Genomic DNA, 11,987 nt, shown 5'->3' with positions numbered 1-11,987 from the left:
GGCGACACGCATGACGTGTCACCACGGTGCCCGAACCGTCAGTTGCACCCGATGCGCTCGATCCGGTTCTGCGCATCCACGTGGATGGTCAGACGGTCCTCGCGGAAGTCCATGGTCACCGCCATGTCTGGCTTGACCACGCGGGCATGCTTGGCTCCGCTGTCCTTTACTGCTTTTTCCACCAGCGCCGCATCGGCCACCTTGCCGACCAGGCCTTCCACGGCTTCGGGCCTGCACGGCGTGGCGGTGCTGCCAGCGGGCACCGGATCGACCACCGCCTGCGGCGGTTCTTCCGCCGTGCTCTTGGGGGGCTGGCTGCAGGCAGCCAGGGGCAGGGCACAGCTGACCAGCAACAACAGGGAAAGGCGCATGGTGAACCTCCTCCAGAGGGATGTGTTCACATCATGCGGTCAGCCACCTGCACCGAACGTCAACGCTGCATCAAGCGCCACCAGGTGCCTGCAGCGCCAGCGTTTCCCGCTCGCGCTGCTCCTCGGCCACCAGCCGCAGCATCAGCTGGGCCAGGGTCACCACGTCCTGGTGGTTGTGCTCAGCCACCCGGCGCAGGTTCACGGCGCTGCCGCCGCGCAGGTAGTTCAGCCAAGCGGCGGGCGCTTCCGAACCGGGCAGGTCGTCTTCGCGCACGATCTGCAGCAGCTGCCGTTCGATGGTGGCCAAGCGGCAGTTCTCCCAGGTCCCGCGATAGCGGCGGCGGGTCGGGAACAGCAGATCCACGTGGTCCAGTGCGCTGATCGGTTCGCGCTGCCGCGCCAGCCGGTAACGGGTCTTCAGCAGCGGCGCGTCGTAACAGCGGCCGTTATAGCTGCAGAACACCGTGGACGGCTGCAGCCAGCCGGCGAAGGTGCGCAGCATCGCGGTTTCAGCCGCCATCGTGGTCATCAACAGCTGGCGGATGCGCAAGCCGGTGCCGCGCTCGGCATCGTGGTGCCAGTCGGCTGCGCCGATCATGAACGCACGCGTGCCGGTACCGCCCGCCAGCCCGGTGGTTTCGGTATCGAAGAACAACAGATCCTGTGGCTGCACGGCTTCGCCTTCGCGGCGGGCAAACGCCAATGACAGCGGAGCGGTGGGAATGGCCTGCGGCAGGAACGCTTCAATCAGGAACAGACCGTCGGCAATCTGCTCGCCCGGTACCTGACGGTCCTGTGCGGAGGCGCGCGGACGTGCGCTGGCCGTGCCGCGCTCGCGCAGGCCGAGCAGGCGATGCAGACCGCCGACATCCGGTTTGCGCAGTGCCGGTGCAGGCACTGACGCGGCGGGAGACGGGGCGGCAGCGCCGGTGGGCTTGTGCTTGATCTCCTGTTCAACCCAGGCAAACACCGAATCCGGCGCGGGCTTGCGCGCGCGCGCCTCATTGGCCGCAGGTGGCAAGGCAGCTTCAGCTGCAGGGACAGTGGGCGCTGTGGTGGGCTGCGACGCGGGCGTGACGTCACCGGCCTGTCGCCGCAGGAGGCGCAGCTTGTCCAGGCTCAGGCTCAAAACGGTACGACCTCCACGTCAGCGTGGTGCGTCGCGTCGGGCAACGCCTGTGCATCAAACAGGTCCAGCACCTTCAGTGCCAGCGCCTTGGGGGTGGTGGCATCGTCTTCCTGGCCGGCCAGCACCGGGCCCACGCAGGCCGGGCAGCCGGCCCTGCAGTCGCAGCGCTGCACCAGCTCGCGCGCGCGCAGCAGCAGCTCGGCCTGGCGCGTCCACAGCGGTTCGCTCAGGCCTACGCCGCCCGGGAAGTTGTCGTACAGATACACGGTGGGCACGAACTGCTGCTGCAGTTCGATCGCGCTGGCGTCGAACTCCGCGCCGCGCAGCTGGCCACGGCCGCTTTGGTCGGCCACCGCGAACCACGCACCGTCACCGTTGCCTACCGCCTTCTGCAGGTCGCGCGCGTCGGCCATCACCGCCACCGTGGCGACGATGTGCAGCGCGTAAGCCGCACCGAGGAAGCCGTCCAGCGCTTCCTGCTTGGACTCGAACGCCGTCAGCAGCAGCGCCTGCGGCAGCTGCCACCACACGGCAGTGGTGTGCAGTTCCTGGTCGGGCAGGTTGACCGGGCCGTAGCCGATGTTTTCATGGGTGTAGTAGCGGATCTTCTTGTAACCAGCCACGCGTCGCACTACATGGACCTCGCCATGGTGCGAGTCGCCACGCCCGGCCACGCAGCCGTCGAAGCGATCGAGCACCTTGAGTTTGGTGAAGTCGATGCTGTCGGTGTAGTAATCCACGTGGGTGCGGGTGACGTAGGCCTTGCGGCCTTCCCAGTCCAGCCGCTCCACCTGGTAGGGTGTGGACTGCACCATGTGGATGGCCCCTTCGTACAGGGTCAGTGCCGCGGCGGAATAATCCACCTCCGCGATGATCTGCTGCTTGCCGTCGCTGCGGTCGACCACCACGAAGTTGCCATCGGCCACCGAACGCAGGCTCACCGCATTGGCGGGATAGCTGTCCGCGATCCACTCCCAGCGGTCGCCCTCACGGTGCACCACTTCGGTTTCCGCCAGCGCTTCCAGAAACACCAGCGGGTCGATCGGACCGAACGGGTCGCCGGCCAGGAATGGCAGCTCGAATGCCGCGCAGCGGATGTGGTCGAACAGGATCAGCGGCTGGTCCGGCGCAATGCGTGCATGCTCCGGCGACGCATCGGCGAAGAAGTCCGGATGCCGCACCACGTACTGGTCCAGCGGTTGCGAACTGGCCACCATCACCCCCAGCGCGGGCTGCTGGCGGCGACCGGCGCGGCCGAAGCGCTGCCAGGTGGCGGCCACGCTGCCGGGATAGCCATTGAGCACCACCACGTCCAGGCTGCCGATATCCACACCCAGCTCCAATGCCGAGGTACTGACGATGCCGTCGATGTTGCCGGCACGCATGGCGCGCTCGGTTTCGCGACGCTCGGTGGGCAGGTAGCCGCCGCGGTACGCGCGGATGCGCGCCGGCTTGCGCGGGTCGTGGTCGAAGATGTCTTTCAGGTACTTGGTGAGCACTTCGACCATCAGCCGGCTCTGCGCGAAGATCAGCGTTTTCAGGCCGGACTTGATCGCAATGCGCGCGATGCGGTTGCTCTGCGAGCGCGCCGAGGCACGCAGGCCCAGGTCGGCGTTGACCACCGGCGGGTTCCACAGCAGCACATGCTTGGGGCCGGTGGGCGCACCCGATTCGGTGATCGCGCTGACCGGTGCTTCGATCAGTGCTTCCGCATGGGCCTTGGGATTACCGATGGTGGCCGAGCACAGGATGAACTGCGGTTCCACCCCGTAGAACGCGCAGATGCGCTTGAGCCGGCGCAGCACGTTGGTGACGTGGCTGCCAAACACGCCGCGATAGGTGTGGACTTCGTCGATCACCACATAGCGCAGGTTCTCGAAGAACTGCGCCCACTTGGTGTGATGCGGCAGGATGGCCTGGTGCAGCATGTCCGGATTGGAGACCACGATGTCGCCGTGCAGGCGGATCGCCTGCCGCGCATCACCGGGGGTGTCGCCATCAAAGGTGAACGCCTTGACGCCGAGGTCGCCGGCGCGGTTCAGCTCCAGCAGCTCGGCCACCTGGTCCTGGGCCAGCGCCTTGGTCGGGAACAGATACAGCGCCTTCGCGTTGCCCTGCATCGCCGCGCTGACCACCGGCAGCGTGTAGCACAGCGACTTGCCGCTGGCGGTGGGGGTGACGATGGCCACGTGCTCACCGCGCTGGGTCGCGTCCCAGGCTTCGGCCTGATGGCTGTACAGCTGCTCGATGCCGCGCGCCTTCAGCGCCGCCTTCAGCGCCGCCTTCAGCGCCGCCGGCACATCGTCCGGGATGGGCGCATAGCGGCCCTCGCGGCCGGGCAGGGTGAAGCTGCCGGTGATGCGGTCCGCATAGCGACGCTGCAGCCGCGCGGTCAGCAGCGCGCCATCCCGCGAGGGCAGCCCCTCGGTGGTGGACAGCCGGCGCTCGGCGTCTTCGGTGCGCTTGGCGAGTTCGTAGGCCATGGAAAAACGGTCTGCAAAGGACAGCAGATAAGCATATCCCCGTCTCAGATCCCGAGACACCGCGGAATTCCGCGGGCCATGTGGCACCGCTCTGGTAGCGCCGGCCGTTGGCCGGCCCAAGCGGTGCTTGCATCCCAGATGAACTGAAGCGTTCAGCAACAAACGAAATCTGAAGCCCCCATCCGTATCCTTGGCCCAGGATGCAAGGTCACGGAGCGGCAGAAGTGGCAACACGTACAACCCAGGCAGCAGTCCTGGCCAGCGTTCTGCTGGCCGCATCCGCCCACGCCCAGCAACCCCCGGAGTCCCCGCCGGTTGAACCGCGACCGACCGTCCCGGGCACGCCGCCAGCCAATGACGACAACGTCACCACCCTGGGCGAAGTCCGCGCGGTCAAACCCGAAGATGAGCCGCTCGACCTCTACCGGTTCAAGAACCCGGTGGAGCCGGCCCCCAACCGCTTCAGCCGCACCTGGAGCGAGCCGCCTTCAGTCGAGCAGGTCAGTCTGAGCGGCGGCTACCTGATGATGGGCATCAACGCCGCCCTCGGCGCAGCTGGCAAAGGCATCCACAAACTGACGGGCGGCCCCGACCAGATCCAGTCGGCCATCGCCCGCCCGCCCCCCGAGCTGACCGAAGACCAGCAGCAGCGCGCCCTCCAGCACCAGGACGGACCCCCGTAGAGCCGGGCTCTGCCCGGCTGCTTCTCAATTGTTATACGGTTCCCGGATGATTCTTGATCGGAAGCCATCATGGCCAGAGCGTTGAAGCAGAACCAGGAAGACGCCGCGTATAGCGAGTTTCTCCGTCGAGAGACCGCAAGCGCGCTGGCTGATTCTCGGCCGTGTATCTCAAGCGAGGAAGCTGAGGCTCATATGGATGCCATCAAAGCCAGCCACCTGGCGCAACTGGAAAGGATGATGAGGCAAAAGCACCCCAGCAAGTGAGTGCTGGCTGGGCTCCAATCAATTGGGCGCGATCAGTGTGAAATGGCCGGCCGTCGTCGCTCCAGCCACCACAGCAGCCCAGCGACCGCGACGAACGCCAGCAGCCACGGCCAGCGCGGGCCGGGGACCGGCACCGGCGAACCCGAGGAGGCTGTGCTGCTCCGCGTGAGTCGCTGCGCGGTGGTCTGCCGCACCTGCTCGCGATGCAGCGGCACCGCGCCGGCTCGATCAAACACGTAGAACGCCTGTGTCGCCTCACCCTGCTGCAGCTGATGCCAACCGGCAACGGCAGGCCAGTAGCCCGCGCAGCGCTGCGTGCCGCTGGCCGGGTCAATCTGCAGCGTCACCTTCCCGCCTTGCGGATCGGCCACCCGCGCGCCGTCAGTGACCTGGCAGATCGACATGCGCTCGCCAGACCACGGTGTGGCCGATTCCACACGTGCCACTACAGCGATAGGTAGTGCACGCGCCACCTGTGCGAACACCGACGACCACAGTTCGGCATAGCGATCATCGCGACCGGCCAGCACCAGCCGGTAGCTGTCGCTGATTGGCAGCACCGCCAAGCGGCCGCGTCCCACACTGCGCCAGCCACCGACCGGCTGGCTCTTTGCATCGCGCAGCAGTGGGTCTGCATTGGCGAGGTTCAGATCAAATCGCTCCAGCGTCGGTGGCACGCTGCTGTGTGAGGCAGCATTGGCCTCGTCGATGTACGCCGTGCTGTCAGCCGCCGGTCGTGCCGGCCCGCGCCTGGCCTGCAGCAACGCACTCTCAGGGTCGGCGGGCAGCGTCAGAGGAGTCGCCCGCGTGCCGCCGCTCACCGCCAGCCCCCAGCCGCGCAGCGTCTGCCGCGCGCTGTCGCTCAACGGGCCGCTGCTACGCACCAGAACGCCCAGGCCCTCGCGCAGCGCCTGCTGGATCAGGCTGCGCTGGGAGGCACCCAGCGCTGTGAGACTGCGCTCGTCGAGCACCAGCACATCCGTCGCGGCCAAACGCGCGGCTGTCAGCGGCACCGGCGCATCGCCCAGCATCACCCCACCGCCGGCGCTGGCCTGCGCCTGCAGCGCCAAGCCGGTGTCGGTCGCCCAACGCCGCAGGTACTTCCATTCCGGGCCCGGCGCGGCCGCCAGCATCAGCACGCGCGGTGCCGGCTGGACCACGGTCTGCAGCGGCACTGGAACGCTGTCCACGGTGTGCTGCTGGGCGTCGAGCAGGCGCAGGGTGAATTCGCTGCGGCCCGCATCGCGGGCGCTGCCCTGCAACTGCACGTTACCCTGCGCGTCGAGCGGTGCGCGATCTACCACCACGCCGGCCGGGTCCAGCAGCTCGGCACGTGCGTCGACGACACCCTGCGCACGTGCGGTGACCGTGAACAGTCCGCCCGGGGCGGTGATTGTCGGGGGTTGCAGGTCTACCCAACCGCGCGGTGCAGGCGCAGGCTGCAGGATGACGCGTGCGGGCAATGACGTGTCGCGGTCGCGTGCCGCCAAGCCGTCGCCGACCAGTGTCAGCGTGCTGCTGCCCGGGTGTTGGCGCAGGGCGGTGGCGAGGTCGGGCGCGCGCGGGGTGCCGGCGGGCGTGTCGGCTTCTGGCAGGGCGATGACCGTGGCGCTGGCGGGAATGGCACCGGCGGTGGACGCGTTGGCGGTCAGGATGACGAGGTTATCCGCGTCGGCCGTGCGCGTGGGCGGCTGCAGGGTGAAATAGAGGAGGGCGGCGGCCAGGGCCTGCAGGAGGAGCAGGAGGGGCAGGCGTGTCCGACGGTGCGCGAAGGGCAGCCGGGCAGAGCCCGGCTCTACGGGGTTCCGTTGTGTCCGCAGCAGGCGAGCGCTGGCCACCAGTGTGATCACTGCCAGCGCGATGGCGATCCAGAGGGAAGTGCTCATCGGGTCGCCTCCAGCGCGTCCAGGTAACGCTGCGCCATCGGGTCCGGGGCCGTGCGCCGCTGCACCTGCGGAGATGGCCGCAGCAGGGCGCGCCACAACTGCGCGCGCAGGGTGGCGCGACAGGTGCCGCAGTCGGGCGTCAGGCGCAGTTCTTCAATCGCGGCAGCCAGGCTGAGTGGATCGGTCAGACGTGACTGGTTGCGCCCCAGCCACGTGCTCAGTGCATCAAGGTCCGGTGCATCACCGGCCTCGCCCAGCTGCTGCCACACCGCCACGATGGCCGGATCCGGTGTTTCCATCGCCGTGATCGACAGTGTGCGGCTGCCCAGATCGTCGCGCTTGCCGGTCATGCGGCGGCCTTCATCGATGGGCGGCAGCTCAGGACCGACCCGCGCCAGATAGATGCGCTCTGCCTGCTGCACCTGTTTGATGAACTCCAATGCCTTGTAGGCGAAAGGCAACGCCTGCTGCGGACGCCCCTGGCGCAGTTCGCCTTCCGACGACCACATCTGATCGAGCGCGGCCTTCAGGGTCGCACGTGTCTGCGGGTCAAGCAGGGTCGCCGCCTCGGCATGGTCATGGGTATGGCCGTACTCGCTGAGCACGTCGGTGGCGCTGCCGAACACCGGCTGGCCCTCGCCCTTCGGCGGACCATGATCGTGGTCGTCATGACCACCGGCGGCGTGTTCGTGTTCATCGCCATGCGCATCGGCGTGATCGTCATGGTCATCGGTCGGCGCATCGCTGGTCGGCAGGCTGTCGCTGGTCGGCGGCGGCTTGGCCGCGCCTTCGGCTTCCTCACCGAGGAACTGGCCGTAGCGCAGGCGGAGGATGCGCTGATCCACGCCGATGGCGTCGGAGCGCTTGATGAACTCCTCGGCCGACAGCGTGGGCCGCGCTTTGATCAGCGCTTCGGCGTCGATGATGATCTGGCGCTGGCTGCGGAAGTACGCCGGCAGGGTCTTCTTGACCATGCCTTCCATCGCTTCACCCAGTACCTGTTCCTCACTGGGCAGGCGCAGGATCAGGCTGGTGCTCTGTGCGCTCTGTGCCTGCGGAGTGTGGTTGTCACGCACGTGCAGCTGCGCGATCACGTCGTTGCCCGGCTGTGCGCCCAGCGCGGCAAGATCCAGCGTGCGCGTGAACTGGCGCAGGGTGGCACTGCCCGTGCCGCTCAGCGTGATGCGCTGCTCACGGAAGGTGATGTTCTCGCCGCTGCCCTGGGCCAGGGTGATCTGAAGTTCGGCCGTCGTGGCCACACCGAAATCGTCGCTGGCTTCGAACTGCAGTGCCCACTGGCGCTGGTTGGGAGACGCCAGCACCAGCGTCCGGTCGGGCGTGATGACGCGCACGCTGGGCGGCCGGTCCGGTGCCACGTCCAGTCGATACAGGCGCGGCTGCGCCAGTGCCGGTTCGGTGATGATGCGGTACAGCGTGGGACGCGTGGCCTTCCACTGTGCTGTCCACTGTTCGCCATCGCGCTTCAATGCAATGCGGCTGCCGTCATGCAGCTGCAGAGCGGCCGAGGTGGGCGTGCCGTTGAAGCGCAGCGACCACGACAAGGCGCTGTCCTGCGGCACCTTGGCATCCAGCGCGGCCTGCGCGCGTACCGGCTGGCCCGTGTAAGCCGGTGCCTGGATCTGCAGGCGTGAGGACTGCAGGCGTGGTGCAACCGCGCTGGCGGCGTCGGCAGCGGCCGTATCGCGCAGCGTCGTCGTGGTAACGCCACCGCGCGGCCAGCCCAGTGCCAGCGCGATCACCAGCAGGCCACCCAGCCAGCACAGCAGCAGGTTACGCCATGGCCAGCGAGGGCGCAGATCCGGCATAGCCCGACCGAGCGCCTCATGCAGATGTGCGCGCTGGCGCTGCTGCAGGGGATTGAGCGCATCGCTCGCGGCGAACAGCAGGTCGCTGCTGTCCTGCACGACCGGATGGTGGTCGAGCTGACGCACCAGCCAGCGGCGGTCGAGCTTGCGCGCCTTCCAGGTCGCAATGCCCACCACCAGCAACAGGCATGGCAGCGCGATGGCCGTGCCGAGGTTGAGGCCGGCCAGGCGCACCGCCACGGCGGCCGCCGCCAATGCCAGCGGCAGCAGCAGGGCAACGCTGATCAACGCCTTGCGGCGGCGCGCACGCTGCCACGCGCGCTGCACGGCGATCATGCCGGCCTCCCGCGATGTGCCGACGTTGCCATCCAACGCTCCAACGCGAACAGCAGCACGACCAGGGCCAGCAGCCAGATGCTCAGATCCTGTGGTTGCGCGGCGGGCGATGCGGCACCGACCAGCGGTTGCTGCGTGGCTGCGGAGGCCACCTGCGGTAGCGGCGTGGGCTGCAGCTGGTCGAGCAACCGCCGTGGGAAATCGGCTTCGCGCAGAATCAGTAGCGTGGCCGGCGACAGCGCCTTGCTGAAGCGCAGTACCTGGCCGCGTCCCAGTGCATGACGGGTCATGGCGACCGTGCCGCTGGCATCGCGCAAGACCGGCACGCCGGTGCCCGGCGCTGCGGCAGCGGCGGTGACCAGCACGCTGCCCCCGTTCTGCACCCACGTCTGCCAGGCGGCGGGCAGGGCGGCATCGCCCAGCCACACGCCGACCTGCCCCGTCGCAGGTACCTCATCGCCGGCCAGCGCAGCCGACAAGGGCTGTTGGCTCCAGGCACGCTGCAGCGCCTCCAGCACGCGCAGTGTCTGCGCGTCGGCGGAGGCACCCGCCACGCGCAGCTGCGGTGCAGCAGCGGCCGAAGCAGGGGCCGGCAAAGGTTGGCGCACGCTGCGCCACTCCACGCGGCGAGACAGGCGGGCGCGCTCCCCGTCCAGTCCCGGCATCGGGTCCGGCACATACACCGTCAGTGCCGCACCGGCCGGCATGGCCTGGTCCAGCTCGCGCAGCAGGCTGGCCAACGGTTGCGGCCCGGTGGGAGCCGGTTGTTCCAGCGATGGGAACCCTGGCGCAAGCCAGCGACCCTCGCTGCCTTCATCCACCGACGGCGGGGTCAGACCGGGGGCGACCACGACCCACGGGGCGGTGGGTGTCGCCGCACCATGTAGTAGCGGATGCGCCAGCAGCAGCGCCAATGCCGTCAGCAGCAGCAACCGCACCAGCAGCAAGGGCCATTCGTCAAAGCGAATGCGCTGTCGTGGCTGTGCCCTGGCCCGGAGCCAGCGCAGCGCCGCAAAGTCGAGCGGCGCGTAGTGGTGCCGGCGTGCCAGATGGATCAGCAGCGGCACCACCAGCGCAGCCAGCGCCAGCAGTCCCAACGGGAACAGGAGCGACAGACTCATCGTGCACCGCCGCTCAGCTGGCGTAGCGGCGCGTCCAGCGGCTGGTCGGTATGGGTCACCACATGGGCGATGCCGCCCCGCTGCAGGCGCGCCTGCAGCACTGCCTGCGCTTCGGCAAAGCGGGCCAGGTAGTCGGCCCGGATCGCGCGGCCATCGCCGAGCAGTTCCTCACTGGTTTCTGGATCACGGAAGCGATGCCCGTCGGTGAACGGGAAATCGCGCTCGTCGGCGGTAAGGATCTGTACCTGCATCACGTCACGGCGCGCTGCGGCCAAGCGCTCAAGCAAAACGGTACCGGCCTCGTCGAAGCCGTCGCCGAGGGCAACCAGCAGGTCGGTGGACTGCACGCGTTCCCAGACCGGGCGCAGCGCGTCGGCACTTGGCCAATCGCCCTGCGCGCGCAGGCGATGCAGCAGCAGATGGATGCGGTCGCGCTGGCGTGCGCCGCTGCCGGCGGCCACCACCTGTACGCCGTCGCCGTTGACCGCGATCAGGCCGAAGCGGTCGCCCTGTTGCAGGGCCAGTTCCACCACGCACGCGGCGGTGGCGTTGATGTGGTCCAGACGCGTGCGTTCGGGATGCGCGCGGTCGCGCTGGCCCGCCGATGCGGTGGCGTCGACCAGCAGCCAGACGGTGACCGGACTCTCACGCTCGGATTCACGCACGAAGAAACGGTCCGAGCGCGCGTACAGCTTCCAGTCGATCTGGCGCAGCTCATCACCGGGCTCATAGGCCCGGTACTGCGCGAACTCCAGCCCGGCACCGCGGCTGCGACTGGCATGCTGGCCAATGCCCTGCGCGCCGCTGGCACGACGTGGCAGCAGCCGCAGCGCTTTCAAGCGGCTGCGGACGTCGGCCGGAATCGCGATCGGGGCGTGCGTGCTCACAACGTTCTCAGGCAGGGAAAGGCACGGCCTGCAGCAGCGCGGCGATCACATCGTCGGCGCTCTTCTGTTCCGCTTCAGCAGCGAACGAGAGCAGCACGCGGTGACGCATCACCGGGGCGATCAAGGCCTGTACGTCGTCGCGGGTGGCGGCGAAGCGCCCCTGCAGCAGCGCGCGGGCCTTGGCCGCCAGTACCAGTGACTGTCCGGCGCGCGGACCGGCTCCCCATTTGATCCAGTGGTTCACCGCCTGCGGCGCACCTTCACCCGGACGGCTGGCGCGCACCAGCCGGGTGATCCAGGCCAGCACGTCCTCGCTCACATGCACCTGGCGCACGGCCGCCTGCAGGGCGAGGACGTCGTCAGCATCCAGCACCTTCGGCACTTGCGCGCTGGCGCTGCCGGTGGTCTGCACCAGGATGTCGTGCTCTTCCTGTTCGGTCGGGTAGTCCACCCGCACATGCAGCAGGAAGCGGTCCAGCTGCGCTTCGGGCAGCGGGTAGGTGCCGGCCTGCTCGATCGGGTTCTGCGTGGCCAGCACGAAGAACGGTGCCGGCAGGGCGTAGGTGGTGCCGGCGTAGCTGACCGTGCGCTCCTGCATCGCTTCCAGCAACGCGGCCTGGGTCTTGGGCGGGGTGCGATTGAGCTCATCCGCCAGCAGCAGGTTCGTGAAGATCGGCCCCTGCTGGAAGCGGAAATGCCGGTGCCCGGTGCCGTGGTCTTCCTCCAGCAGCTCGGTGCCCAGAATGTCGCTGGGCATCAGGTCGGGGGTGAACTGCACGCGCCGGAACTGCAGTTCCAGCGCCTGGCCCAGCGAGCGCACCAGGAGGGTTTTGCCCAGCCCGGGCGCGCCCTCCAGCAGCACGTGGCCGCCGGCCAGCAGGCCGATCAGCAACTGCTCCACCACCGCGTGCTGGCCGACCACGGCCTGGCCCAGCGCCTCGCGCAGTGGCTGCAGTTTAGGCAGAAGATCATCAATCCGGCTGTCGGTATTCATAAGGCAC

Annotated in this window: 9 protein-coding genes; 1 reads left to right on the top strand and 8 read right to left on the bottom strand. The window is 68.5% G+C overall.

Annotation, left to right across the window (positions count from 1 at the left end):
* Positions 1–38: 38 nt before the first annotated feature.
* From QMX83_RS07595 to QMX83_RS07585, 3 genes are all read right to left on the bottom strand, one after another.
* A complete protein-coding gene (locus tag QMX83_RS07595; RefSeq protein ID WP_282296013.1) occupies positions 39–371 on the bottom strand; it encodes an I78 family peptidase inhibitor in 333 nt (110 codons plus the stop codon).
* Positions 372–441: 70 nt separating this feature from the next.
* A complete protein-coding gene (locus QMX83_RS07590) occupies positions 442–1,500 on the bottom strand; it encodes a ribonuclease H-like domain-containing protein (protein ID WP_282296012.1) in 1,059 nt (352 codons plus the stop codon).
* Entirely contained in the window at positions 1,497–3,983 is a 2,487-nt protein-coding gene (locus tag QMX83_RS07585; protein ID WP_282296011.1) for a DEAD/DEAH box helicase, read from the bottom strand. The genes QMX83_RS07590 and QMX83_RS07585 overlap by 4 nt, the downstream gene beginning before the upstream one ends.
* Positions 3,984–4,183: 200 nt before the next feature.
* Here QMX83_RS07585 and QMX83_RS07580 point away from each other — a divergent pair, with 200 nt between their 5' ends.
* Positions 4,184–4,666: a hypothetical protein gene (locus QMX83_RS07580; protein ID WP_282296010.1), complete on the top strand. Its 483-nt coding sequence runs from the start codon at positions 4,184–4,186 to the stop codon at positions 4,664–4,666.
* Positions 4,667–4,962: 296 nt separating this feature from the next.
* On the opposite strand, the gene QMX83_RS07575 is transcribed toward QMX83_RS07580, so the two are convergent.
* The 5 genes from QMX83_RS07575 to QMX83_RS07555 are packed head-to-tail and all read right to left on the bottom strand — an operon-like array spanning position 4,963 to position 11,980.
* A complete protein-coding gene (locus QMX83_RS07575; RefSeq protein WP_282296009.1) occupies positions 4,963–6,816 on the bottom strand; it encodes a hypothetical protein in 1,854 nt (617 codons plus the stop codon).
* Positions 6,813–8,978, bottom strand: a complete 2,166-nt coding sequence (locus QMX83_RS07570) for a hypothetical protein (RefSeq protein ID WP_282296008.1) — start codon at positions 8,976–8,978, stop codon at positions 6,813–6,815. Before QMX83_RS07570 ends, QMX83_RS07575 begins: the two co-directional genes overlap by 4 nt.
* Positions 8,975–10,093, bottom strand: coding sequence for a BatA domain-containing protein (locus QMX83_RS07565; RefSeq protein WP_282296016.1), 1,119 nt, complete (start codon positions 10,091–10,093; stop codon positions 8,975–8,977). Before QMX83_RS07565 ends, QMX83_RS07570 begins: the two co-directional genes overlap by 4 nt.
* Positions 10,094–10,095: 2 nt before the next feature.
* The gene (locus tag QMX83_RS07560; RefSeq protein WP_282296007.1) at positions 10,096–10,986 is read right to left on the bottom strand and encodes a DUF58 domain-containing protein; all 891 of its coding nucleotides are present in this window, start codon (positions 10,984–10,986) and stop codon (positions 10,096–10,098) included.
* A 7-nt stretch (positions 10,987–10,993) separates the two neighbouring features.
* Positions 10,994–11,980, bottom strand: a complete 987-nt coding sequence (locus QMX83_RS07555) for a MoxR family ATPase (protein ID WP_282296006.1) — start codon at positions 11,978–11,980, stop codon at positions 10,994–10,996.
* Between the last annotated feature and the right edge of the window lie 7 nt (positions 11,981–11,987).

The organism is Stenotrophomonas sp. PS02289, from assembly GCF_029960115.1.
GTDB lineage: Bacteria > Pseudomonadota > Gammaproteobacteria > Xanthomonadales > Xanthomonadaceae > Stenotrophomonas.
The sequence above is the reverse complement of the archived record's forward strand: the minus strand, read 5'-3'. Positions and strand labels throughout refer to the sequence as shown.

Coding starts and splice junctions, on each gene's coding strand:
- QMX83_RS07570 (WP_282296008.1), bottom strand. CDS start 8,978: ATGATCGCCGTGCAGCGCGCGTGGCAGCGTGCGCGCCGCCGCAAGGCG.
- QMX83_RS07580 (WP_282296010.1), top strand. CDS start 4,184: ATGCAAGGTCACGGAGCGGCAGAAGTGGCAACACGTACAACCCAGGCA.
- QMX83_RS07585 (WP_282296011.1), bottom strand. CDS start 3,983: ATGGCCTACGAACTCGCCAAGCGCACCGAAGACGCCGAGCGCCGGCTG.
- QMX83_RS07595 (WP_282296013.1), bottom strand. CDS start 371: ATGCGCCTTTCCCTGTTGTTGCTGGTCAGCTGTGCCCTGCCCCTGGCT.
- QMX83_RS07555 (WP_282296006.1), bottom strand. CDS start 11,980: ATGAATACCGACAGCCGGATTGATGATCTTCTGCCTAAACTGCAGCCA.
- QMX83_RS07575 (WP_282296009.1), bottom strand. CDS start 6,816: ATGAGCACTTCCCTCTGGATCGCCATCGCGCTGGCAGTGATCACACTG.